This window comes from Arthrobacter sp. NPDC080086 (assembly GCF_040702285.1).
Map to the genome: position 1 here is coordinate 1 of NZ_JBFBKP010000064.1, position 24,582 is coordinate 24,582.

Annotated in this window: 16 protein-coding genes and 1 pseudogene; 13 read left to right on the top strand and 4 right to left on the bottom strand. The window is 70.2% G+C overall.

From position 1 onward, the window contains the following. On the top strand, nt 1-550 hold a 550-nt coding region (locus tag AB0305_RS17660), incomplete at its 5' end, for a hypothetical protein (RefSeq protein WP_366173525.1). A 90-nt stretch (nt 551-640) separates the two neighbouring features. Here AB0305_RS17660 and AB0305_RS17665 read toward each other — a convergent pair. Continuing rightward, nucleotides 641-2,098, bottom strand: coding sequence for a dicarboxylate/amino acid:cation symporter (locus AB0305_RS17665; protein WP_364136964.1), 1,458 nt, complete (start codon nt 2,096-2,098; stop codon nt 641-643). Nucleotides 2,099-2,281: 183 nt separating this feature from the next. On the opposite strand from AB0305_RS17665, the gene AB0305_RS17670 reads away from it, so the two are divergent. After that, nucleotides 2,282-2,641, top strand: a complete 360-nt coding sequence (locus AB0305_RS17670; protein ID WP_290258465.1) for a VOC family protein — start codon at nt 2,282-2,284, stop codon at nt 2,639-2,641. A gap of 23 nt (nt 2,642-2,664) precedes the next feature. On the opposite strand, the gene AB0305_RS17675 is transcribed toward AB0305_RS17670, so the two are convergent. The 3 genes from AB0305_RS17675 to AB0305_RS17685 are packed head-to-tail and all read right to left on the bottom strand — an operon-like array spanning nt 2,665 to nt 6,229. Then, nucleotides 2,665-4,365: a DUF885 domain-containing protein gene (locus tag AB0305_RS17675; RefSeq protein ID WP_364136966.1), complete on the bottom strand. Its 1,701-nt coding sequence runs from the start codon at nt 4,363-4,365 to the stop codon at nt 2,665-2,667. 50 nt (nt 4,366-4,415) lie between these two features. Then, complete coding sequence (locus AB0305_RS17680) at nt 4,416-4,649, bottom strand: acyl-CoA carboxylase subunit epsilon (protein WP_290258463.1); 234 nt, start codon at nt 4,647-4,649, stop codon at nt 4,416-4,418. Then, complete coding sequence (locus AB0305_RS17685) at nt 4,646-6,229, bottom strand: acyl-CoA carboxylase subunit beta (RefSeq protein WP_364136968.1); 1,584 nt, start codon at nt 6,227-6,229, stop codon at nt 4,646-4,648. Before AB0305_RS17685 ends, AB0305_RS17680 begins: the two co-directional genes overlap by 4 nt. A 256-nt stretch (nt 6,230-6,485) precedes the next feature. On the opposite strand from AB0305_RS17685, the gene AB0305_RS17690 reads away from it, so the two are divergent. The 11 genes and pseudogenes from AB0305_RS17690 to AB0305_RS17740 form a co-directional block, all read left to right on the top strand. Next, a complete protein-coding gene (locus AB0305_RS17690; protein ID WP_364136970.1) occupies nt 6,486-7,388 on the top strand; it encodes an NAD(P)-dependent oxidoreductase in 903 nt (300 codons plus the stop codon). 72 nt (nt 7,389-7,460) lie between these two features. After that, nucleotides 7,461-8,369 (top strand): biotin--[acetyl-CoA-carboxylase] ligase, encoded by a 909-nt coding sequence (locus tag AB0305_RS17695; RefSeq protein WP_364136972.1) that lies wholly within the window; start codon nt 7,461-7,463, stop codon nt 8,367-8,369. Further along, complete coding sequence (locus tag AB0305_RS17700) at nt 8,362-8,958, top strand: PH domain-containing protein (protein ID WP_364136974.1); 597 nt, start codon at nt 8,362-8,364, stop codon at nt 8,956-8,958. Before AB0305_RS17695 ends, AB0305_RS17700 begins: the two co-directional genes overlap by 8 nt. Next, on the top strand, nt 8,948-10,279 hold the full coding sequence (locus AB0305_RS17705; protein ID WP_364136976.1) for an adenylate/guanylate cyclase domain-containing protein: 1,332 nt from the start codon (nt 8,948-8,950) through the stop codon (nt 10,277-10,279). The genes AB0305_RS17700 and AB0305_RS17705 overlap by 11 nt, the downstream gene beginning before the upstream one ends. Before the next feature lie 317 nt (nt 10,280-10,596). Next, entirely contained in the window at nt 10,597-16,599 is a 6,003-nt protein-coding gene (locus AB0305_RS17710; RefSeq protein ID WP_364136978.1) for an Ig-like domain-containing protein, read from the top strand. Nucleotides 16,600-16,690: 91 nt separating this feature from the next. Then, nucleotides 16,691-17,662: a MoxR family ATPase gene (locus AB0305_RS17715; protein ID WP_364136980.1), complete on the top strand. Its 972-nt coding sequence runs from the start codon at nt 16,691-16,693 to the stop codon at nt 17,660-17,662. Nucleotides 17,663-17,708: 46 nt separating this feature from the next. Further along, nucleotides 17,709-19,040, top strand: a complete 1,332-nt coding sequence (locus tag AB0305_RS17720; RefSeq protein ID WP_364136982.1) for a DUF58 domain-containing protein — start codon at nt 17,709-17,711, stop codon at nt 19,038-19,040. Next, nucleotides 19,037-21,538, top strand: coding sequence for a transglutaminase-like domain-containing protein (locus AB0305_RS17725; protein WP_364136984.1), 2,502 nt, complete (start codon nt 19,037-19,039; stop codon nt 21,536-21,538). Before AB0305_RS17720 ends, AB0305_RS17725 begins: the two co-directional genes overlap by 4 nt. A gap of 26 nt (nt 21,539-21,564) precedes the next feature. Next, the gene (locus AB0305_RS17730) at nt 21,565-23,025 is read left to right on the top strand and encodes an RDD family protein (RefSeq protein ID WP_366173532.1); all 1,461 of its coding nucleotides are present in this window, start codon (nt 21,565-21,567) and stop codon (nt 23,023-23,025) included. Next, nucleotides 23,022-24,065: a protein phosphatase 2C domain-containing protein gene (locus AB0305_RS17735; RefSeq protein WP_364136988.1), complete on the top strand. Its 1,044-nt coding sequence runs from the start codon at nt 23,022-23,024 to the stop codon at nt 24,063-24,065. Before AB0305_RS17730 ends, AB0305_RS17735 begins: the two co-directional genes overlap by 4 nt. Continuing rightward, nucleotides 24,052-24,582 (top strand): annotated as a pseudogene (locus AB0305_RS17740) (hypothetical protein); the annotation flags it as partial. The gene AB0305_RS17735 and the pseudogene AB0305_RS17740, both read left to right, overlap by 14 nt.

Below are 24,582 nucleotides of genomic sequence, written 5' to 3' on the forward strand. Positions count from 1 at the left end.
GCTCGGCGTCTCGGCCACCGCCCTGGCCCTGGGCGCAGGCCTCGGGGTGGCCGGGATGGCTTCCGCCACCACCACTCCCGCCCCCAGCCCGAGCGCCAGCTCCAGCGCGCCCGCCGACGGCAGCACCACCAAGGGCGACGGCGACGGGATGCGCGGCGGCCACGGCCGCGGCGACCGCGAAGGCATGGCCGGCGTCAAGGCCGCGGAACTCGCCACCAAGCTGGGCATGGACAAGACCAAGGTGGTCGATGCCCTGAAGGCCTTCCGTGACGCGCACAAGCCGTCCACGCCGCCGGCCCAGGGCACCAAGCCGGACCGCGCCGCGATGGAGGCGGAGCTGGCCAAGTCGCTCGCCTCCTCGCTGGGAATCGACGAAGCCAAGGTCACCGCGGCGCTGGATGAATTGAAGTCCGAGGCCCAGGCCAAGCACGCGGCCGCGCTGAAGACGAAGCTGGACAAGGCCGTCAGCAGCGGCACCCTCACCCAGGCCGAGGCGGATGCCGTCACCAAGGCCGTCGAGAAGGGCGTCATCGGCGGCGGCGGACGCTGACCGAAAACGAAACGACGCCGATGAGGCGGGATTAAAAGAAAGGTCCCCGGGAGACATACCTCCCGGGGACCTTTCCTTGTGGCGGGTAGGTCAGGCCTTGCTGCCCACCAGGCGCCCGCCCTCGAACTCGTCGGCGTCGGCCTCGCGGCTGATGGCCGCGGCGGTCGGGTCGGAGCCCTCGGATTCGGCGTCGTCGTCGGCAAAGGGGTCACCGTTGCGCGGGGCGTTGTAGAGCGCCTCGTCCAGGATGCCCTGGCGCTTCGCGACGATCGTGGGGACCAGCGCCTGGCCGGCGACGTTGACCGCGGTGCGGCCCATGTCGAGGATCGGGTCGATCGCCAGCAGGAGGCCGACGCCGGCCAGCGGCAGGCCCAGCGTGGAGAGCGTCAGGGTCAGCATCACGACTGCGCCGGTGGTGCCGGCGGTCGCGGCGGAGCCCAGGACGGAGACCAGTGCGATCAGCAGGTACTGGCTGAAGTCCAGCTGGATGCCGAAGAACTGGGCCACGAAGATCGCGGACACGGCCGGGTAGATCGCGGCGCAGCCGTCCATCTTGGTGGTGGCGCCCAGCGGCACGGCGAAGGAGGCGTAGGCGCGGGGGACGCCCAGAGACCGTTCGGTGACGCGCTGGGTCAGCGGCAGGGTTCCCACCGAGGAGCGCGAGACGAAGGCCAGCTGCACGGCCGGCCACACACCGGAGAAGTACTGCTTGATGGACAGGCCGTGGCTGCGGATCAGGACCGGGTAGACCACGAACAGGACCAGCACCAGGCCGGCGTAGATGGCGAAGGCGAACTTGCCGAGCGAGCCGATGGTGTCCCAGCCGTAGACGGCGACGGCGTTGCCGATCAGGCCGACGGTTCCCAGCGGGGCGATCCGGATGATCCACCAGAGGACCTTCTGGATGACGGCCAGGGCGGAGGCGTTGAGGTTCAGGAACGGCTCGGCGGCCTTGCCTACCTTGAGCGCGGCGATGCCGACGGCGATCGCGATCACCAGGATCTGGAGGACGTTGAAGCTCACGGCCGTGGTGGCGGTGCCGTCGGCGACGGTGGTGCTGGCGCCCAGGCCCAGGAAGTTCTTCGGGAACAGGCCGATCAGGAACGCCCACCAGTCGCCGGACTTGCCGGTGTACTTGGCTTCCTGGGTGATGCCGGTGCCGGCGCCGGGCTGCAGCAGGACGCCCAGGCCCATGCCGATCAGCACCGCAATCAGCGAGGTGATCGCGAACCAGAGCAGCGTGTTCCAAGCCAGCCGGGCCGCGTTGGAGACGGCGCGGAGGTTGGAGATGGAGCTGACGACGGCGGTGAAGATCAGCGGGACGACGGCCGTCTGCAGCAGCGAGACGTAGCTCGAGCCGATGGTCTGCAGTGTGGCGCCGAGGGCGTTCGGGGCCGTCTTGGTGCTGCCCGTGTACTTCGCGAGCAGGCCGAGCCCCAGGCCGACGATCAGCGCGGCGATGATCTGGAAGCCGAACGAGCCGGCCCAGCGTGGCAGCCGAAAACCGGGCTTGCCTGCGGTTGCGGGGGTACTTGTCTGAGTGGTCACCCGAATACGCTAGGACCACGGCCCTTACCACGACGAACCAATGTTGAGAAATGTTACGCGGCAGATTTTGCGTTGTGCTTCGAAAAACCCTGCAACGACGCCGAAAGACTGCCCCATTGTGAAGTTATTCCGGCCCGGAGTGTGGTGATTGTCTCTCGGCAGGATGCGCCCTAGAGTGGCGCCATGGCTATCGCACGCTTTCCCGCCGTCGTCCTCGACTGCCCCGACCCCCGGGCCCTGGCGCGGTTTTACGGCGCCCTGCTCGACTGGACCATCGAGCAGGACGACGAGGGGTGGACCTCCATCCGCGCCGAGTACGGCGACTCGATCAATTTCCAGAAAGTGGAATCCTTCGTCCCGCCGCAGTGGCCGGGCCAGGAAATGCCGCAGCAGATGCACCTGGACCTGACCGTTGACGACCTCGACGCGGCCGAGGCGGCGGTGCTGGAGCTTGGCGCGACCCGGCACGAGCACCAGCCGGGGGAGACCTTCCGGGTCTTCCTGGACCCGGCCGGCCACCCCTTCTGCCTCTGCCTGAGCTGACCCGCAAGGCCGGCTCGGAATAACTAGCCCAGCAGCGCCCGCTTCAGCGTGTCCAGCCCGACCGACCCCATGTTCAGCGCCTTGGTGTGGAACGCCTTCAAGTCGAAGCCGGGGCGCGCTTCCAGCTCGGCCCGGATCTGCTCCCAGAGCCGCTGGCCAACCTTGTAGGACGGGGCCTGGCCCGGCCAGCCCAGGTAGCGGGTGAACTCGAACTTCAGCTGGCCCTCGCTGATCGGCAGGTTGGCCTTGAGGAACTCGAAGCCCTTCTCCGAGGTCCAGGTGCCGCTGCCCCAGCGCTCGGGGACCTCGAGCTCCAGGTGCACGCCGATGTCGAAGACCACGCGGGCCGCCCGCATCCGCTGCATGTCCAGCATGCCCATGTGGTCGCCCGGATCCTTGAGGTAGCCCAGTTCCTGCATCAGCTTCTCGGCGTACAGCGCCCAGCCCTCGCCGTGGCCTGAGGTCCAGCAGACGCTGCGGCGCCACTTGTTCAGCAGCTCGCGGCGGTAGACGGCGGTGGCAACCTGCAGGTGGTGGCCCGGGACGCCCTCGTGGAAGACGGTGGTGGTCTCGGCCCAGGTGGTGAAGGTGTCCTCGCCGGCGGGTACGGACCACCACATCCGGCCGGGGCGGCTGAAGTCCTCGGACGGGCCGGTGTAGTAGATGCCGCCCTCGTCGGTGGGGGCGATCCGGCATTCCAGGGTCTTCATGATGTCCGGGATCTCGAAGTGCACGCCGGCGAGATCCGCCACTGCCTTGTCCGAGAGTTCCTGCATCCATGCCTGAAGCGCGTCGGTGCCCTTGAGCTGGCGCGCCGGATCGTTGTTCAGGATCTCCTTGGCCTCTTCGATGCTGGCGCCGGGGCGGATCTGGTCCGCGACGCGCTCCTGTTCGGCGATCAGCCGGTCCAGTTCCTGCACGCCCCAGGCGTAGGTTTCCTCGAGGTCAACGGCGGCGCCGAGGAACTGGCGGGAGGCCAGGGCATAGCGTTCGCGGCCCACGGCGTCCTTGTCCGGGGCGACCGGCAGCAGCTCGGATTCGAGAAACCCGGCCAGGCGGGAGTAGGCCACGCGGGCGTCCGCGGCGCCGGCGTCGAGGTACGACTGCAGGTCTGCCGGAAGCGGGCCGTCATCGGTGCGGGCGCCGGCGGCGAGCTTGGCGAAGAAACCGTCTTCGGCGGCGTACTTGGTGGTCTGCTCGATGACGATCCGCACCTGGCGCGCGGCGGAGACCTTGCCGTCGGCCTTGGCCGCGCGGAGGGATTCGATGTAGCCGTCGATGGCGCCGCCGATGTTGTGCGCGCGGCCGGCGATGTGCTCCCAGTCCGTGGTGGTGGCCGTGGGCATCAGGTCGAAGATGGCCCGGATCTGCTGGGCCGGGGATTCGATGTTGTTCAACTGGGCCAGGCCCCAGCCCGACTCGTGGATTTCCAGTTCGAGGCCCAGGCGCTCGCGCATCGCGTCCAAGGTGACGGCGTCGACGTCGTCCTCCGGCTCCAGCCCGTCCAGGGCGTCCAGTGCCTCGCGGGCCGCGGCGGCGAACGCCTCGTGGCCGGCGGGGGAGAAGTCCGGGTACTCGGTCTCGTGGCCGGGCAGGCCCAGCTCGGTGGCGAAGCTCGGGTTGAGCCGGATCAGGGCGTCCGTGTACGCGTCGGCGACGGCGTCGATCCGGGTCTGCGGGCGGGCCGGCGTGCCGGCGGCGGGGGTGTTGGTTTCGATAGTCACCCGACCGACACTAGCCCGGCCCGCGCAGTTATGAAAGGGTTACTGAACTTTTAGCCGCGGCTGCGTTTCCACGAGCCCGGGCCGGGCTTGGGGGCCAGCTGCAGCTGCTGCCGGCGGATCCAGTGACGGGCGCTGGGCTGCTTCGCCTCCGCCGGCGCGCCGCTGCCCAGGGACAGGACGACGGCGGTAAGCGCGGCGAGTTCCTCCGCGGTGGGATCGCCTTTGACGACGGCCAGCAGGGGCTGCTCCGCCGGCGCGGCTGCGGGGTCTGGAGCGGCGGTCACAGCGGGATGTTCCCGTGCTTCTTGGCGGGCAGGCTGGCGCGCTTGTCCCGCAGCGCCCGCAGGCCCTTGATGATCTGCAGCCGGGTCTCCGACGGGGCAATCACGGCGTCGACGTAGCCAAGCTCGGCAGCCTGGTACGGGTTGAGGAGCTCCTCCTCGTACTGCCGGATGACCTCGGCGCGCTTGGCCTCGACGTCGCCGCCGGCCTCCGCCACGGCCGCCAGGTCGCGGCGGTACAGGATGTTGACGGCGCCCTGGGCGCCCATGACGCCGATCTGCGCTGTGGGCCAGGCGAGGTTCAGGTCCGCGCCCAGCTTCTTGGAGCCCATCACGATGTACGCTCCGCCGTAGGCCTTGCGGGTGATGACGGTCAGCTTCGGCACGGTGGCCTCGGCGTAGGCGTAGAGCAGCTTGGCGCCGCGGCGGATGATGCCCTGGAACTCCTGGTCCTTGCCGGGCAGGAAGCCGGGCACATCCACCAGGGTGATGATCGGGATGTTGAAGGCGTCGCAGTGCCGGACGAAGCGGGCGGCCTTCTCCGAGGCGGCGATGTCCAGGGTGCCGGCGAACTGCATCGGCTGGTTGGCCACGATGCCCACGGTGTGGCCCTCGACCCGGCCGTAGCCAATGATCACGTTGGGCGCGTAGAGGGACTGCATCTCCAGGAAGTGCGCGTCGTCGACGATCTGCTCAATCACCTTGCGCATGTCGTACGGCTGGTTGGCCGAGTCCGGGATGAGTGCATCCAGGGCGAGGTCATCGTCGTCGATCTCGAGTTCCTGCGCGTGCTCCAGCACGGGGGCCTCGGCCAGGTTGTTCGAGGGCAGGAAGTCCAGCAGTTCGCGGACGAACTCGACGGCGTCGGCCTCGTCGGCGGCGAGGTAGGTGGAGGTGCCGGTGTTGGCATTGTGCTGGCGCGCGCCGCCCAGGGTCTCCATGTCCACGTCCTCGCCGGTGACGGTCTTGATTACGTCGGGGCCGGTGATGAACATGTGCGAGGTCTTGTCCACCATGACCACGTAGTCGGTCAGGGCGGGGGAGTAAGCCGCACCGCCGGCGGAGGGGCCCATGATGAGGGAGATCTGCGGGACGACGCCGGAGGCGTGGACGTTGTTGCGGAAGATGTCCGCGAACATGGCCAGCGAGGCGACTCCTTCCTGGATGCGGGCGCCGCCGCCGTCGAGGATGCCGACCACGGGGCAGCCGTTGCGCAGCGCGAATTCCTGGACCTTGACGATCTTCTCGCCGTTGACCTGGCTGAGGGATCCGCCGTAGACGGAGAAGTCCTGGCTGTAGACGGCGACCGGCCGGCCGTCGACGGTGCCGTAGCCGGAGACCAGCCCGTCGCCGAGGGGCTTCTTCTTCTCCATGCCGAACGCGGTGGAGCGGTGCACGGCCAGGGCATCGAACTCCACGAAGGAGCCGGCGTCGAGGAGCAGGTCGATGCGCTCGCGGGCGGTGTTCTTGCCGCGGGCATGCTGCTTGGCGATGGCTTCGGGGCCGGAGGGCTGCTCGGCACGGGCCTGGCGGTCGCGGAAATCGGCAATCTTTCCCGCAGTCGTGGTCAGATCGTGGCTCATCAGGTGTCTCCGGCTCTGTTGTTCTGTGCTGACGTTCTCTGTCGGTCGTGGGCGTTAGCCCGGGCCCGTGCGGGGAATTCGCCGTTTAGGTGAATCCACACAAAAGCGGGGCCGTTGTGGCAAGTCTAGTAACGGTATTCGAGCTTGCCGCTGTAGAAACCCTACAATTTTCGACCGAATCCGCGGCGGGTGGGGCCGTACGGCACACGGGAAAAAGGGGATGTTACTGGCGGGTAACATCGGTTAGGGTAGTGCCATGACTTCCAGCAATGACGCTTTGGACACCTCCGCCGCCCAGCGGCCGGGCCCCTACCGCGCCACCGGGTCCCTGGCCGGCCGGACCATCCTGATGTCCGGCGGCAGCCGCGGCATCGGCCTGGCCATCGCCCTGCGCGCCGCCCGGGACGCGGCCAACATCGCCCTGCTGGCCAAGACCGGCCAGCCGCACGCCAAGCTGGAGGGCACTGTCTACACCGCCGCCGAGCAGATCGAGGCGGCCGGCGGCCGGGCCCTGCCGCTGGTGGGGGACGTGCGCAACGACGGCGACGTCGAGGGCGCCGTGACGTCCACGGTGGAGCGGTTCGGCGGGATCGACATCGTCATCAACAATGCCTCCGCGATCGACCTGTCCAAGACCGACACCGTGGACATGAAGCGCTACGACCTGATGCAGGACATCAACGTCCGCGGCACGTTCCTGCTGAGCAAGCTGTCCCTGCCGGCACTGCGCGAGTCCGAGGCCGGCCAGATCCTGACCCTCTCGCCGCCGCTGAACCTGGACCCCAAGTGGGCCGGCCTGCACCTGGCGTACACCATGGCCAAGTACGGCATGAGCCTGACCACCCTGGGCCTGGCCGAGGAGCTCAAGGTGGACGGCATCAGCGTCAACTCGCTCTGGCCCTGCACGCTGGTGGACACCGCCGCCATCCGCAACATGCCCGGCGGGGACCGCATTGTCCGCGGTGCCCGCGGCCCGGAGATCATGGCCGACGCCGCGCACGCCATCCTCACCGCGGGCAACGCCATCCCCGAGTCGGGCAGCTGGAGCGGAAACTTCTACACCGACGAGCAGGTCCTCAAGGCCGCCGGCGTCACGGACTTCACCCCGTACAGCATGGGCGCCCCGGAGGATCAGCTGGTTCCTGACATTTTCCTCTGAGTTCCCCGACCATGCCGCCGGTGACGGGCTGTCACCGGCGCCGGGGAGGCCGCAACTCGGTAGGATTCAAGCATGGAAGCCGAGCAGCGAAACCCTGACCGTCCGCCGCTGGACCGGGCGGCCCTGACCGATCCTGCCTTCCTGGCCGGCAACGGGCTCGCCGGGGTGAGTGTGGTCGACTCCACCGGCTCCACCAACGCGGACCTGCTGCGCGGCGTCACCGTGGACCCGGCGGCGTATCCGGACCTGTCCGTGCTGACCGCCGAGCACCAGAGTGCGGCCCGCGGCCGGCTGGACCGGCACTGGGAGGCGCCCGCCCGCAGTTCGGTTTCCGTCTCGATTGTGCTCCGCCCGGTCAACGCCGACGGCCGGCCGCTGCCCACCGACTCCTACTCCTGGCTCTCGCTGCTGGCCGCGCTGGCGCTGCGCGAGGCCCTGCTGGAAACCGCCGGGATCCCGGCCGAACTCAAGTGGCCCAACGATGTGCTGGTGCGCGGGAAGAAGATCGCCGGCATCCTCGCCCAGCTGGGCCCCGTGGGCGACGGTGCCGTCCCGCCGGTGATCCTCGGCACCGGACTGAACGTCACCCTGACAGGCGCGGAGCTGCCGGTACCCACCGCCACGTCCGTGCTGCTGGAGAACCCCCGCACCGTGGACCGGACCGAGCTGCTCAAGAGCTACCTGTCCCGCTTCTGCACGCTGTACCGCGGGTTCTGCAACGCCGACGGCGACCCCGCCGCGGGCCTGGCCGGCGGACCCGCCCTGCACAAGCGGGTGGAGCACGTGCTCACCACCTTGGGCAAGCAGGTCAGGGCCCAGCTGCCCGGCGACCACGAGATCATCGGCCACGCCAGCCGGCTGGACGAGTACGGCTCGCTGCTGGTGGTGGACGAGCGCGGCCGGGAGCATGTGGTGACCGCCGGCGACGTCGTCCACCTGCGCCCGTGGAGCCCGCCCGGCACCGAAAGCGGCTATGCGTAAAGAGCTGTTCCCGGGCGAGCAGGTCATCGTGGCCACCCGCCCGCAGCCCCGGACCCTGATCGGACCGGCGCTGCTCCTGATCGTCGTAGCGGCCCTTACCGCCTACGCCTGCGCTTGGATCACCAAGGGCGGACCGGGCAAGCTGCTGCCGCTGGTGACCGCGGAATGGACGCCCTGGCTGACCGGGGCGTGCCTGGTGGTGGCCGCGTGGGCCGTGCTCTCCTACGGGCTGCCCCGGCTGGTGGCCTGGCAGGGCAGCCGCTACATCCTGACCAGCCGGCGCCTGGTGGCCCGCAACGGCATGCTCCGCCGCCGCGACCAGCAGGTTCCGCTCGTCGCAGTCCGTAATGTGTTTGTCGATCAGTCGTTGCTTCAGCGGAGCCTGCGGTCCGGGAATATATCCTTGGACACCGGGTACCCCGCAAACACGGTGATTCCCGACGTCCCGGAAGTCATGACCTTCCGGCGCTTCATCCTCGAGGCGATGGAAGAGCTTCCGGAGGGCGAAGTGATGAACGACGGCGGTACGGACGACGGCTCCGACGAATGGCCATGGGAGATGAGGGAAGGTGGACGAGATGACCGCTGAGAACGCGCACCCGGACACCGGACTCCTGGCTCCCGAGCCCTCCGACGTGCCCGACGCCGTCGTTGACCCCGCCGCCTTGGAGGCCGCGGTGCTGGACACGGCAGGCGACGCCGCTGCTGAAGGTGCCGCTGACGGCGCTGCTGTCGGGACAGTCGATCCCGAAACCCTGACCGACGACGCCGCCGATGCCGGTTCCGACCCGGCCGACGCCGATGCGGACGCCGCGGCGACCTCGGCCCGCGCCCAGGCCGTCGCCGCCCACCCCGCCACCGGCGCCATGTCGCCCGAACGGCTGGCCATCAAGGCCCTCGAACAGCGGCTGCTCGGCGGCGAACGCAAGCTCCGCCGCCGCGAGGTGGCCGCCGGGGCCGGCCTGTCCCTGCTCTCGGCCCGGAAGCTATGGCGCGCCCTCGGCTTCCCGAACCTCGGAGACGAGGACGTGGCCTTCACCGAGGCGGACCTGACCGCCCTGAACACCGTGGTGGGCCTGGTCCGCACCGGCACACTCACCGAGGAAGCGGCCATCTCCGTCACCCGCGCCATCGGCCAGATGACGGACCGCATGGTGGTCTGGCAGATCGAGGCCCTGGTCGAGGACATGGTCCACCAGCAGGGCGTCAGCGACGCCGTCGCCCGCAAGCAGCTGGTCGGCCAGCTGCCCGCCCTGGTGGACGCCCTCGAGGAGGTGCTCGTCTACTCCTGGCGCCGGCAGCTTAACGCGGGCGTGCAGCGCCTGGCCGTCCGCGCCGAGGCCGGACTGGCCTCCAGCGAGGAGGGCCGCGAGGGCGACGAGGACGACGCACCCCTGCCCCTGGCCCGCGCCGTCGGCTTCGCCGACCTGGTCTCCTACACCAGCCTCTCGCGCCGGATGAACGAGAAGACCCTGGCCCAGCTAGTGCAGCGGTTCGAAAACAAGTGCGCGGAGATCATCTCCGTGGGTGGCGGCCGCCTGGTCAAGACCGTGGGCGACGAAGTCCTCTATATTGCCGAGACCCCCGCCGCGGGCGCGGAGATCTCCCTGGCCCTCTCACAGGCCTTCAACGACGACGAGATCCTTCCCCAGGCCCGGGTGGCGATGGTCTGGGGTCGCATCCTCTCCAGGCTCGGCGACATCTACGGGCCCACCGTCAACCTGGCGGCCCGGCTGACAGCGCTCGCGGACCCCGGCACCGTGCTGGTGGACTCCATGACCGCCGCCGCCCTGGAGCACGACGAGCGCTTCGTCCTGCTGCCCCGGGAAGCCGAAAACGTGCGTGGTTTCGGCGAGATCCTGCCGGTGGAACTGCAGCGCGGACAGGGCAAGGGCCTGGTCCTGGACTAAGTCCCGGGGTTTCTAAAGTCGCCGGTCTTATGTCATAGTCGTGGAGGCCCAGCCGGGCCGGAGCCCACTGGGGGAGCCGCCGGCGGGCAGAGCTCCCCATCGCGCCGCCGCGGGCCGTTCGGTAGGCTGTCGCGGGGCGTAGAGCCCTGCCCGGGGCATCCGCCCGGAACCCAATGCCGCATTTTTTTTGAGGGACAACTGACGCCGTGACACGACTTCTGAGCACTCTGAAAGCCAGGAAACCGGGCTCCCTGCTGCCCCGTTTCCGGCGACTGAGCCGTGCCCGACGCCGCCTGCTCTCTGTTGTGGGGTTTGTGGTGTCGCTCGCCGTCCCGGTGGTGGCCGCGGTGCTGTACCCGGGTTTCAAGACCACTGAGGTGGATTTGAATGACGGCGGCGTCTGGGTGGTCTCGAAGTCGAAGAACGCCGTCGGCCGGTTGAATTACCCGTCCCGCGTGCTCGATGGTGCCGTGACGCCGGCGTCGACTTCTTTCGATGTCCTGCAGGATGCCGGCACGGTGTTCGTCGACGACGCCAACGGGGCGACGCTGAACCAGGTCTCCGCCGCGCAGATGCGCCTTGGCGGAGACCGGAAGCTGCCCGGATCCGCCGAGGTCAGCTTCGGCTCGAGGGTCATCGCCGTGACCGACCCGGCGAAGGGGTCGGTTTGGGCGCTCTCGCCGTCGTCGCTGAACAGTTTTGACCCGGAGAACGTGGAACCGGTGCTCCAGGGCGGCCAGGGCGTGGTCTCCGTCGTCGGCTCCGATGACCGGATCTACAGCGTCGACCCGAAGTCCGGGAAGGTCACGGTCACCGGTGTCGACACGGCCGGGAAGCCCACGGCGGACTCGCAGTCCGCCACCTGGGATGGGCTGAAGGGCGCCGGAACGGTGCAGCTGACCGTGGTGGGGGACCAGCCGGTGGTGCTCGACGCCGGCCGGTCAAAGCTGTTCCTGCCCGGCGGCCGGGAACTGGCGTTGGCGGATGCGAAGGATGCGAAGCTGCAGCAGCCCGGGCCGGGTTCGGACGCGGTGGCCGTGGCCACGCCGAAGGCGCTGCTGGAGGTCCCGCTGGACGGTTCGACGGCGCGGACGGTGACGTTCGGTGGTCAGGGGGTGCCGGCGGCGCCGGTGCAGCTGGGCGGTTGTGTGCACGCGGCCTGGTCCGGGGCGAACAAGTACGTCCGCGACTGCGTGAACAACGCGGACGATAAGACCTCCGACGTGCCCAAGGCCTCGGCGTCGCCGAGCTATGTTTTCCGAGTCAACCGGGACCTGGTGGTGCTCAACGATGTGAACTCCGGCAACGTGTGGCTGGTCAACCAGAACATGCAGCTGGTGAACAACTGGGACGACGTCATCCCGCCGAAGAACCAGTCCAACGACCAGGACCAGGAATCCGCGGACAACAACACCATCAACATCCTCCCGGACCGCACCAAGCCCAACCGGCCGCCGGAAACCAAGCCGGACACCGTGGGCGTGCGGCCCGGCCGCACCACCGTGCTCTCGGTCCTGGATAACGACTCCGACCCCGACGGCGACGTCCTCACCGCCTCCGTGGCCGGCAACGGCCCCAAATCCGGCAGCCTGGAGAGCATCTACGGCGGCACGGCCTTCCAGATCACCGTCCCGTCGGACGCTAAGCCCGGCACCGAAACCTTCGGCTACAACGCCGCGGACGGCCGCGGCCTGTCCGCCGCCGGCACCGTCACGCTCAGCGTCGTCGGCCCGGACGAGAACAAGCCCCCGCTGTTCAAGCGTGGCGAGCCCACCACCATGCTGGTGGAGCAGGGCAAGTCCGTCAGCCAGAACATCCTCACCGACTGGATGGACCCCGACGGCGATGACCTGGTGCTGCTGGACGCGAAGGCGGACAACGAGCAGGACCAGGTCAAGGTCCGCCGCGACGGCCTGCTCAGTTACCAGGACTCCGGCGCCGCCCCCGGCAAGAAGACCGTCACGGTCAGCGTCTGGGACGGCCGCGCCACCACCACCGGCAAGGTGATCGTCAACGTCCAGCCGCCCGGCGCCCTGCAGCCGGTGGTCAACGCGGACCACGTCACCGCCGTCGTCGGCCAGGACCTGGTGATCGCGCCGCTGAAGAACGACGTCGACCCCAACGGCGGCGCCCTGCGCCTGGCCCAGGTGGAAGCTGCAGGCCCGGCCCAGCTGGGTCCCGTGACCGACGGCGGAACCTTCACCTTCCGCAGCGACACCCCGGGTCCCGTCTACCTCACCTACATCGCCAGCAACGGCCCGCAAAGCACCCAGGGCCTCATCCGGGTGGACGTCGAATCCGGCAAGGACACCGGCAACCCGGTGGCCGTGCACGACGTCGCCCTCATGCCCACCGGCGGCAGCGTCCTGGTGGACCCGCTGGCCAACGACTCCGACCCGGCCGGCGGCGTCCTGGTGCTACAGTCCGTCCAGGTGCCGGAGAACTCCACCGCCTCGGTCAGCGTGATCGACCACAGCGTCCTGCGCGTCACCGACATCGTCGGCACGCGGGAACCGTTCACCTTCCGCTACACCATGTCCAACGGCAGCAAGTCCGCCACCGGCAGCGTCTCCGTGGTCCCGGTGCCCGCCCCGGCCGTGCTCGAGGCCCCGCAGCCGAAGCCGGACGAGGTCAACGTGCGCGTCAACGACGTCGTCACGATTCCGGTGCTGGCCAACGACACCCACCCTCAGGGCCAGAAACTCACGGTGGACCCAGTGCTCCCGCAGCCCGTCCCCGAGGCCGACGGCAAGAGCTTCGTCTCCGAGAACACCCTGCGGTTCATTGCAGGCCCCGTTCCGAAGACCGTCCGCGCCATTTACAACGCCGTGGACCCGCAGGGCCAGAAGAGCGCCGCCGCGGTCACCATCCACATCCTGCCGCTGGAGGGGGCACAGAACTCCCGCCCGCAGCCGAAGAACCTTACCGCCCGCGTGGTTGCCGCCGGCACCGTCCGGATCCCGGTGGAACTGGACGGCATCGACCCGGACGGCGATTCGGTCCAGCTGACCGGGATCGACAGTTCCCCGTCGATGGGCACGGCCACCGTGGGCAGCAACTTCATCGACTTCACCGCCGCCGGCGACGGCGCGGGTACGGACACCTTCCGCTACAAGGTGGTGGACCGGCAGGGCGCCGTGAACACCGGAACTGTCACGGTGGGCATCGCCCCGCGGGGGGATGTCAACCAGAAGCCCACACCCGTGGATGACGAGGTCAAGGTCCGGCCCGGCCGGCAGATCGCCGTCGACGCCCTGGGCAACGACACCGATCCCGACGGCGACCCGATCAAGATCCTCGCGAACGAGATCGAGGCCCCTCAGGAGCTGCAGGCCACCGTCAGCAAGCAGAGCGGCCGGATCATCGTGCTGGCGCCGGGGGAGGAGGGCACCACCAACGTCCGCTACACCGTGGCGGACGACCGCGGAGCCACCGCCCAGGCTTCGATCGCCGTGAAGGTCCTGAAGGACGTGCCGCTGCAGGCACCGATCGCCCGCGACGACCGGGTCACCTCCGCCCAGACGCTGGGCAAGACCGCCGTCGACGTGCCCGTGCTCAAAAACGACGAGGACCCCGACGGCGTCGGCGAGAACCTCAAGATCTCCACCGAGTCGCCCACCGCCCGGCCCGGCACCGACGGGAACGTGATCGTCGAACTGACCGAGGGGCCGCAGCTGATCCCCTACACCGTGGAGGACGTGGACGGGCTGAAGTCCACCGCCATCATCTGGGTCCCAGGCATCGGCCAGCAGGTTCCCACCCTCGCCAAGAACGACGTGATCGAGGTGGTCGCCGGGCAGTCCGTCACGGTCGACCTCAAGGAATGGGTCAAGGTCCGCGACGGCCGCTCGCCGCGGCTGACCCAGACGGACCGGATCAAGCTGATCGGCGCGGACGGCTCCGACCCGGTCGCGGGCGACGGCACCGCGCTGAAGTACACCGCCGGCCAGGACTACGTTGGCCCCGGATCACTGAGCTTTGAGGTCACCGACGGCTCCGGCCCGGACGACCCGGCCGGCCTGAAGTCCACCCTGAGCATCCGCACCAAGGTGCTCCCGGACCCCAACCGGAACAACCCGCCGGTGCTGCTGGGCAGCCAGGTGGACGTGCCCAAGGGCGACACCGCCAGCACCGACCTGGCCAAGCTCACCACCGACCCGGACGACGGTGACGTGGACGCCATGAAGTACGAACTCGCCGGCAACGCGCCCGCCGGGTTCGACGCCTCGATCGACGGCAAGACGCTCAAGGTCACGGTCAAGGACGGCACCGCCTCCGGCGCAACCGGCGCGGTCCAGGTGAAGGCCAAGGACCGCCGCGGCCTGGAATCGACGGCCACTTACCAGCTGACCGCGACGTCCTCCAACCGGCCCAAGCCGGTGGCCAACGACGACGTCGAGGAAAACGCCGCCGTCGGCAAGCCGGTGACGGTCAACGTGCTGGCCAACGACGCGAACCCGTTCCCGGAGACGCCGCTGAAGATCCTCGCCGCCACCGCGGAGACCGGCTCCGGCAACGTCTCCGTGGCCGGGGACAGCGTGCAGGTCACCCCGTCCGCGTCCGGCACCATGGTGGTGTCCTACACAGTAGGTGACAAGACCAACGACTCTGCCCGTTACTCGACGGCCCGGATCCGGCTCACCGTCAAGGACAAACCGCTGGCCCCCAGCACCCCGCAGGCCCAAAGCGTGGGGGACCGGACGGCGCTGCTGACCTGGACCCCGCCGGCCGACCGCGGCTCTCCGATCACCAAGTACACGGTGACAGGGGAGGGCGGCTTCCGCCAGGACTGCCCGGCCAATTCGTGCACCCTGAACGGGCTGACCAACAACACCAAGTACCATTTCACCGTCACGGCCACGAACGCCATCAACACCTCCGACCCGTCCCCGGCCTCCGCCGAGGTGCGACCGGACGTCAAGCCGGACACCCCGGCCGCGCCGACCCTGAAGTTCGGTGACAAGCAGCTGGCCGTGGCATGGACGGCGCCCGCCTCCAAGGGCTCGGCGATCAAGTCCTACGACCTGGAGATTTCGCCGGCCCCCGCGGGCCAGAATGCCCAGATCCAGAACCTGACCACCACCAGCTACGTCTGGAAAGGCCTGAAGAACGGCGTGGCCTACACGGTGCGGTTGCTGGCCCGGAACGACGCCAAGGACCCCTCGGAATGGAGCGCCTACTCGGCGCCGGAAACCCCCGCCGGCGTGCCCGTCACCCCGGCGGCGCCGAGCGCCAGCCAGGCCGGCTCGGTGGGTTCGCAGAGCCAGATGAAGGTCTCATGGGCCGCGCCGAACAACAACGGCGACGCGATCTCCACCTACACCCTCACCACACTGCGGGGCGGATCCGTGGTGAACACCCAGCAAGTCGCCGGCACCTCGCAGAACGTCACGGTGGACAATTCGGAGGCGAATTACACCTTCACGGTGGCGGCCACCAACAAGGCCGGCACCTCCGGTACCAGCCCGGGCTCGGCCCCGGTCCGGGCGGCCGGCAAGCCCGGCATGGTCAGCGGCGGCAGCGTGGCCGCGACCGGCAACAGCGGGGACCTGAAGGTCACCTTCACCCCGCTGACGCAGGCTCAGCGCAACGGCTCCACCGCCTCGGAGATTGCCTACCGGTGGAACACCGCTTACGGCTCCGGGCCGATCAACGCGGGCGGCGGCACCATCGGCGGCCAGCCCAACGGCAGGAACGTCACGGTGAACATTATTGCGGTGTCCACCAAGAACAACGTCTCCGGAGACGCCCAGGCCATCGGCTCTGCCGTCCCCTACGGTCCCCCAGGGGTGCCGAACGTCAACGGCGGCACGTCGCAGCCGGGCGACGGACAGGTGCACTGGACCTGGTCCCAGCCCGCCGACAACGGCAAGCCGATCGTCCGCTACGAGGTCAGTTACGATGGCGGCGGCTGGACCGGCGTGGGGCTGAACCGCAGCTACGACCACAACGCCGGCGGCTGGGACAAGCGGCACACCCTGGCCGTCCGGGCCTGCAACGACACCAGCTGCGGCGGCTCCGGCAGCGCCGCCTCGACCTCCGGGTCTGACCCCGCGCCGCCGCCGGCGCTGTCCCAGATCCAGGCCCACAACAGCACCTGCCCGGGCAAGCCCGGCGAGCCGGACACCTATAACCCGAGCGGCCCCACCTGCGGCGTCGGCTGGGTCCGGAACTCCGAGGGCAGGTTGGATGTCAACTGCACCAAGGACATCTACGGCAACGGCACCCCGTGGTACCGCGTGACCGAGGGAAGCCACCCGGGCTGGTTCGTGAAGTCCACCACGGTAGACCTGTATGGTCCGAAGCCCGGCGGCTGCTGATGGCCGACACCGCCTCGAACGCCGGCCGCCGCCGGGAATCCCTCCAGGCCGCCCCACCCATGAACCAACCGATCCAGAAGAGGACCACGCCATGACCATGACCACCGAACAGGCCGAGTGGTTTGCCGGCACTTTCGAAAAGCTCGTCGCCAACGTCGGCCAGGCCGTCCTCGGCAAGGAGCACGTCATCCGGCTGACCTTCACGGCCATGCTGGCCGAGGGGCACGTGCTCTTCGAGGACGCCCCCGGCACCGGCAAGACCTCCCTGGCCCGGGCCCTCGCCGCCACCGTGCAGGGCTCGAACAGCCGCATCCAGTTCACCCCGGACCTGCTGCCCTCCGACGTCACCGGCGTGACCATCTACGACCAGAAGACGCAGAAGTTCGAGTTCCACAAGGGCCCGATCTTCAGCAACATCGTCCTGGCCGACGAGATCAACCGCGCCTCGCCGAAAACCCAGTCTGCGCTGCTGGAGGTCATGGAGGAGTCCCGCGTGACCGTGGATGGCACCACCTACGAGGCCGGCCGGCCGTTCATGGTGATGGCCACCCAGAACCCGATCGAGCAGGCCGGCACCTACCGGCTGCCGGAGGCGCAGCTGGACCGCTTCCTGATCAAGACCTCCATCGGCTACCCGGACCACGCCTCCACGGTGCAGCTGCTCGGCGGCGCCAACCTCAAGGACCGGTCCAAGGAGATCACCGCCGTGATCACCACCCAGGCCGTCGCGGACATGGCCGATCTGGCCGCCACCACGCACGTGGACACCGCGGTGCTCGAATACATTTCCCGGCTCTGCGAGGAGACCCGCAACGCGGCGGAGACCCGCCTGGGCGTCTCCGTCCGCGGCGCCCTCGCGATGGTCCGCGCCGCCAAGGTCTGGGCCGCCGCCCAAGGCCGCAACTTCGTCCTGCCCGACGACGTCAAGGACCTCGCCGCCGTCGTCTGGACCCACCGCCTGGTCATGGACCCGGAAGCGGAATTCTCCGGCGCCACCGCCGACGCCGTGCTCACCCGGGTGCTGGCCGACGTCGCCGCCCCGCAGCAGCGCGCCGCCGTCTAACGTCCCGCTTCACTCCGCACGTCCCGCACGAACGAAGGCCACCCCTATGTCCACCGGCACTCCGCTGACCCGGCTTGCTGACCGTCTGAAGCAGCCCTTTTCCCGGGCTGCCGTGCCCGCGCGGCTGCACCCCTCCGCCGTCTGGGCCGAGGCCCGCGGCACCGCCGCCCTGGCGCTGGCCCCCGCCGCCCGGCTGGTCCGCGATCGTTTCCGGCGGCACGTCCAGCCGGTCCTGGCCGTGGTCAGTGTCCTCGGCTGGGCCGTGCTGGCCGGCTCCGTGCTGCTCTGGATCCTGGGCCAGGCCTACGGCTGGGCGGAAGCGCAGGCGGCGGCGATCGCCGCGTTCGTGCTCTTCGTGCTGGCCGTCGGCTTCATCCTGGGCCGGTCCTCCTACGGCGTCCTGCTGGACCTCGCCCGGATGCGGGTGGCGGTGGGGGACAGCGCCGTCGGCAGCATCGCGGTGTCCAACACCTCGGCGCGGCCGCTGCTGCCCGCCGCCCTGGAACTGCCGGTGGGGTCCGCGACGGCGGTGTTCCACCTGCCGCGGATGAAGCCGGCGCAGGTTCACGAGGACCTCTTCACCATCCCCACCGCCCGCCGCGCCGTGATCGTGGTGGGTCCGGTCCGGTCCGTGCGCGCCGACCCGCTGCACCTGCTGCGCCGCCAGGTGCTCTGGACCGAACCGCGCGACCTGTTCGTGCACCCCCGCACCGTGGCCCTCGCCGGGTCCGCCGCCGGCTTCATCCGCGACCTCGAGGGCATGCCCACCACCGAACTCTCCAGCGCCGACGTGTCCTTCCACGCGCTGCGCGACTACGTGCCGGGCGATGACCGCCGGCATATCCACTGGAAGACCACGGCCCGGACCGGCAAGCTCATGGTCCGGCAGTTCGAGGAGACCCGCCGCGCCCACCTGGCGATCTCGCTGTCGACCAACACGGACGAATACGCCTCCGAGAAGGAGTTCGAGCTTGCCATCTCCGCCGCCGGATCCATCGGCCTGCAGGCCATCCGCGAACAGCGCAACCTCGACGTCCTCACCCAGCAGGGCCCGCTGCGCTGCGAGACCGGCCGCAACATGCTCGATGACATGACCCGGATCGTGGGCGCGTCGCAGCGGAAGACCGCCGTCGACCTCGCCCGGACGCTCGCCGATACCGTCCCGAACGCCTCCGTGGTGTTCTTCATCGTCGGCAGCAACGTCACCCCAACGCAGCTGCGCTCCGCGGCCGCGTCCGTGCCGCCGGGCGTCCGCAGCCTCGCCGTCCGGGTCCAGGCCGGCGCCGCCCCCTCCCGCGCCAACATCGCGGACCTGACCGTCCTCACCCTCGGCGACCTCGCCGAGCTCGCCATCGTGCTCCGAAAGGCGGCCGCATGAGTGCCACCCCGCTGCGCCGCGACCGCAACCCCGCCAGCCGCAAGCCCGCCACCCGTTCCGCCGCCACAATGTCGGGGTTCGGCGACGGGCAGCCTGCCTGGCACTACCTGCTCGACGCCGGCGTCCTCACCGTGCTGCTGGGCCTGGGCGTCCTGGGCTTCAGCCTCAGCTTCGGCGGCGACCCGTACTACCTCGTGGCCGGCCTCGGCGGCGTCCTGCTGGGCCTCGGCGTCGCAGCCGCCTCCGTGCACCTGCGCCTCGGTGGCCTCGCCACCGCCGCGCTGACCCTCGCCGCCTACCTGGTCTTCGGCACGGCGCTGGCGGTCCCGGGCGCGGCCTTGGCCGCCGTGCTGCCCAGCCTGGAATCGCTCCGGACCCTGCTGACCGGCATCGTCTTCGCCTGGAAGGACATGCTCACCGTGGGCGTGCCGGTGGGGACCGCGGGTGGCACCCTGATCGTGCCGTTCCTCAGCTCGCTGCTCACCGCCCTGGCCGCGGGGCTGTTGATCTGGCGGCTGAAGAACCCGTACTGGCCGCTGTTGCCGGTCCTGGTGCTGTTCATCACCGGGATCGCCTTCAGCACCAACGCCGTATTCCTGACCGTGGAGCGCGGCACCGCCCTGACCGTGATCGCGATCGCCTGGGCCACCTTCCGCCGGGACGCCCTGCGCCGCAACAGCACCCGCACCGTCTCGGTGAACCGGCCGGACGCGGACCCGGCCGCGGCCCGTGCCGCCCGGCTTCGGCGCCTCGGCACCGCCGCCGGCGTGATCGCCGTCGCCATCGGCACCACCGCCGTGACCTCCCCGCTGCTCACCGGCGGGGACGATCGTCGGGTGCTGCGCAACGCCGTCGTCCCGCCGTTCGACCCGAAGGACTACGTCACGCCGCTGGCGAGCTTCCGGAACTTCGTCAAGGACAAAAAGGACGACAACCTCTTCCTGGTCAAGGGCCTGCCCAAGGACGGCCGGGTCCGCCTGGCCGCGCTGGATTCCTTCAACGGCACCAACTACTCCATGGATCCCAACGGCTCCGGCAGCTTCAGCAAGGTGGGGGACGCCAAGTCGCTGAACACCCTCGCCGACTCGTCCGGCGTCGTGCCTACCCGGGACTACACCCTCGACGTGACCATCGGGGACTACCAGGGCTACTTCCTGCCCGGCGGCCGGAAAACCACCGGTATCAGCTTCACCAACGACGGCTCCGGCGCCGCGTCCGGCCTGTACTTCAACTCCGGCACGGACACCGCCGTCACCACCAGGGGACTGGCCAAGGGCGACTCCTACAGCGTCCAGGTGGCCGACCCGGTGATGCTCGAACACGGGCAGTTGACGCAGTACGACTTCGCCAAGGACTCCCTGCCGGACCCCGAGGAAGTCCCGCCCGTGGTGGGGTCCCAGGCGAACGACCTCGCCGCGGACGCGCCCACCGCGATCGACCGGGTCCGGCAGATCGAGGCCCACTTCCAGAAGAAGGGCGCCTTCAGCAACGGCCTGATCGACGACGGCCAGCTGCCCAGCGTCTCCGGCCACAGCTCCAACCGCATCCGCGCCCTGCTGACCGCCAAGCAGATGCTCGGCGACGACGAGCAGTACTCCGTGGCGATGTCCCTGATGCTGCGGCACCTGGGCATCCCATCCCGCGTGGTGATGGGCTTCTACCCGGACCCCAAGGGCCCGGAAAACGGCGCCGGCCAGGTGCAGATCACCGGCAAGGACGTCCACGCCTGGGTCGAGGTGGCCTTCGACCGCGTCGGCTGGGTGGCCTTCGACCCCACCCCGCCCAAGGACAACGTCCCGATCCCACCTGACCCGGAGAACAAGTCCAAGCCCAAGCCGCAGGTGCTGCAGCCGCCGCCCCCGCCGCAGGAGCCGGCCGAGCTGCCGCCGGACTCCTCCCCGGACGCCCTGGACGCGGATGAGAAGAAGAACAACCCCTGGCTGTTCTGGGGACCGCTGCTCTCCGCGATCGGCGTCGCCCTCATCCCGGTGGCCGTGATCGCGCTGCCACTGCTGCTGATCGCCCTGCTGAAGTCCCGGCGGCGAAAGGCCCGCTTCACCACCGGCAACCCCTCCCAGCGCGTGGGCGGCGGCTGGAGCGAGGTGCTGAGCCTGGCCACCGACCTGGGCGCCGGCGTGGACGGCCGCGCCACCCGGCGGGAAACCTCCGCGGTGCTCGGCGAGGCGTTCCCCGCCAGCAAGGGCACGACGACGCTGCTGGCCCACCGCGCCGACGCCGCCATCTTCGGCGCGGGCGAACCCAGTGAGGACCAGGTGCGCCAGTACTGGGAGATCGTGGACGGGTCGCTCAAGGAAATGACCGGGACGATGGGCTTCTGGCGGCGCCAGCAGGCGAGGTTCTCGCCCCGGTCACTGCTGGCCGAGGGCCGCGCCGCGCTTACGCTGCGCAGCCTCAGGCCGGTGCTGCCCGGCAGGAAACGGGCCGGCCGGAAGTCAGCTAGTACAGTGGAGCCCGGTCCGCCCCAGGAACCACAGTGACGCTTCAGGAAGACCCGCACCGAGCCATGACCGACGCCAGCCGCTGCCCGCGCTGCCAGCAGCCGATCCGCCCGGGCGCCACATTTTGCCCCGCCTGCGGGACGCCGCTGGCCAACCGCGCCGCCCACGCCGTCCCCTCCGCCCCGCGGAGTGTCCCCGGACCCGGTACTATCCCGGTAGCGCCAAACAGTCCGGGCGGCGCGACATCACGGGACGCCCGGACGGCCGGCGCTGACGTCCACGGACCAGGGGGAGGTACCGCGTTGCCGAACAAGCTTGAGCTGGTTCCAGCGACCGCGCAGCGGCGTCTGGGGGCCGCGGTGCTGGACTGGACGGGCCCGGTGGCGGTCCTGACGATCCTCTTCGCCGTCGGGTTCTCGCAGGTCACCCGCACCCGCAGCAACGGAACCATCATCTACAACACCTCCTCGCTGGTGTTGTTCGGCGGCATCGGACTGGGCATCGCCGCGGTGTACGTGATCGTCCAGGCGGTGCTCGAGTCCCGTTCCGGCGTCACCCTGGGCAACCGCGTGCTGGGCCTCCGGACCGCCGACGCCGACGGGTACGCCCCCGGCGGCGGCGCGGTGTTCCTGCGCGGGCTGATCACCGGGGCCGGGGTGCTGCTGGCCGCCGTGGCCGCGGTCCTGGTGGTGGTCTTCCAGTGGTTCGGCGCCGCGCAGTGGATCCTCGGGGCCGCCGTCGTGATTGCCGCCGTGTGGGCCGTCCTGGTGGTCATCTCCAACCGGTGGGACAAGAACAACGGGCTGCGCGGCTGGCACGACGCCGCCGCCAAGACCCTGGTGTTCGACGTCGCCGCCGGACGCAACCCCATCACCACCGGCGGGATCCAGGGCCCCTACAGCTTCGCCCCGCTCGACCTGCCGCCGGTCCAGCAGGTCGCCTCGCCCGTCGCGGGTGCCGCCCGGCTGAATGCCCGGCCTGCGACTGCTGCACCTGCACCTGCACCCGCCCCGGCCCCGGCGGCTGAACCCGGTGCCGCGGCGCCCGCGCCCGCCGCCGTCCCCGCTTCCGCCGGGTTCGCCCCGATCGAGGCCGTCCGCAGCACGCCTGCGAACAACCGCGCCTTCGGCGTCCACCCCGACGACGATCATGACCGCACCCAGGTCCGCGGCGACTCCTCCGCGCCGATCACCCTCGCCATGCTGAGGATCCGGATCGACGACGGCCGGGAAATCGAGCTCGACCGCGCCTCGCTGATCGGGCGCAACCCCGCCGGCCACCCCGGCGAGGACGCCGTGCAGCTGATCCCCGTGGCCGACCCGGGCCGCTCCATCTCCAAGACCCACCTGCACCTGCAGGCCGGCGACGGCGGTATCTGGGTGACCGACCGGAACTCCACCAACGGCAGCGCCGTCACCACCCCGGACGGCATCCGCACCGCGCTGGCCCCCGGAGAGCCCACCCACGTACGCCCCGGCTCCACCGTGCACTTCGGTGACCGCTCCTTCTACCTAGGACAGGCATGACAACACAGCCGTCTCCCGTTCCCTCCGCCGAAGCCCCCGTGGGTGCAGCCAGCAGCGCAGCAGGCAGCGCCCCCAGCGGTGTCCCCGGCGATGTTCCCAGCCTCCGGCTCAACTGCGGCTACGGCACGGACCGCGGCCTCCGCCGTGAGATGAACGAGGACTCCTACATCGCCGCGGACCCGGTCTTCGCCGTCGCCGACGGCATGGGCGGACACGAGGCCGGCGAAATCGCCAGCGGCATCTGCGTCCGAACCCTCGCCGGCATCCCGCAGCTGGCCACCGGGGAACGCGACGCCACCGCGGCGGGCCTCCAGCAGTACCTGGTCCAGGCGGACGCGGACATCCGCGAGGCCACCGGCTCCCGGGCCGGCACCACCCTCACCGGCGTCGTGGTGGTGGAACAGCGTGGCGTGCCGTACTGGCTGGTCATGAACATCGGCGACTCCCGCACCTACCGGCTCAGCCAGGGCAAGCTCAGCCAGGTCAGCGTGGACCACTCCGAGGTCCAGGAACTCGTCGACGCCGGGGAGATCACCAAGGCCGAGGCCGCCGTGCACCCCCGCCGCCACGTGGTCACCCGGGCGCTGGGCACCGGCGACGAGACCGAAGCGGACTACTGGCTGCTGCCCGTGGAGGAAGGCGACCGGATGCTGGTCTGCTCCGACGGGCTGAACGGCGAGCTCGACGACGAGCAGATCGCCGGCATCCTTGCCGGCGAGCCGGACCCGCAGGCAGCGGTGGACCAGCTCATCCAGGCGGCGCTGCGCAGCGGTGGCCGCGACAACGTCACCTGCATCGTGGTGGACGCCAGCAACGTGGCCGGCGACGGCGGCGCCCACACCGCCCCGCGCACCCCCGGCGAGGCCGAGGACGAGAACACGCTCCCGCGGCCCGAACTGGTCGACACCGACGTTCTCCCGGCCAGCATTTCTGAAACGCAGGACATCACCGCCGACTCCGCCGCGACCGAGGTCCTGGACGTGGCCCCCGACGGCGCGGTGGCCGACACCCCGGACCGGGACAGCCATGGCAAGCGCTGACGCCGCAGCGGCTCACGCTGCTGAGGATCGGGCACAGCTGAGCTACCTGCCGGGGGACTGGCTGGGAATCGTCCGCGGCGGCACCGTCGTGCTGCTGCCGCCGGATACCGGCCGGTCCCTGGTGGAGCCGCTGTGGGCGCTGCTCGGCCGGTCCCCGGAAATCCACGAGGTGCTCGACGCCGTCACCGCAGCCTCGGGCGGGTCGCTGTTCCGGCTGCCGTGGTTCGGCGTGGTGGGCCTGGCGGCGCCCCTGCGGGTGTTCCTCCGCGGCGAGATCGACCTGACCGTCCGGCTCGACGGCGGCACCACTACCGAACTCAGCGGCCGCGACGTGACCACCTGGACCGAGCGCCGGCTGCCGGCGGCTGAGAATTTCGAGGCCGTACTGCCCGCGGCCGGGGGTGACTCGGCTGCGGCCGCGACTGCGACTGCGGCCGCGGAGCGGCTGCCGCTGGCCGAGGGCGTCGTGATGCTCCGGGGGCTCGTCTGCGCGCTCGACGGCGGGACGCCCGGGACG

What these genes read in the sequence shown, in the direction of transcription:
- AB0305_RS17670 (WP_290258465.1), top strand. Translation starts at nt 2,282, where the DNA reads ATGGCTATCGCACGCTTTCCCGCCGTCGTCCTCGACTGCCCCGACCCC.
- AB0305_RS17685 (WP_364136968.1), bottom strand. Translation starts at nt 6,229, where the DNA reads ATGAGCCACGATCTGACCACGACTGCGGGAAAGATTGCCGATTTCCGC.
- AB0305_RS17690 (WP_364136970.1), top strand. Translation starts at nt 6,486, where the DNA reads ATGACTTCCAGCAATGACGCTTTGGACACCTCCGCCGCCCAGCGGCCG.
- AB0305_RS17695 (WP_364136972.1), top strand. Translation starts at nt 7,461, where the DNA reads ATGGAAGCCGAGCAGCGAAACCCTGACCGTCCGCCGCTGGACCGGGCG.
- AB0305_RS17700 (WP_364136974.1), top strand. Translation starts at nt 8,362, where the DNA reads ATGCGTAAAGAGCTGTTCCCGGGCGAGCAGGTCATCGTGGCCACCCGC.
- AB0305_RS17705 (WP_364136976.1), top strand. Translation starts at nt 8,948, where the DNA reads ATGACCGCTGAGAACGCGCACCCGGACACCGGACTCCTGGCTCCCGAG.
- AB0305_RS17715 (WP_364136980.1), top strand. Translation starts at nt 16,691, where the DNA reads ATGACCATGACCACCGAACAGGCCGAGTGGTTTGCCGGCACTTTCGAA.
- AB0305_RS17720 (WP_364136982.1), top strand. Translation starts at nt 17,709, where the DNA reads ATGTCCACCGGCACTCCGCTGACCCGGCTTGCTGACCGTCTGAAGCAG.
- AB0305_RS17725 (WP_364136984.1), top strand. Translation starts at nt 19,037, where the DNA reads ATGAGTGCCACCCCGCTGCGCCGCGACCGCAACCCCGCCAGCCGCAAG.
- AB0305_RS17730 (WP_366173532.1), top strand. Translation starts at nt 21,565, where the DNA reads ATGACCGACGCCAGCCGCTGCCCGCGCTGCCAGCAGCCGATCCGCCCG.
- AB0305_RS17735 (WP_364136988.1), top strand. Translation starts at nt 23,022, where the DNA reads ATGACAACACAGCCGTCTCCCGTTCCCTCCGCCGAAGCCCCCGTGGGT.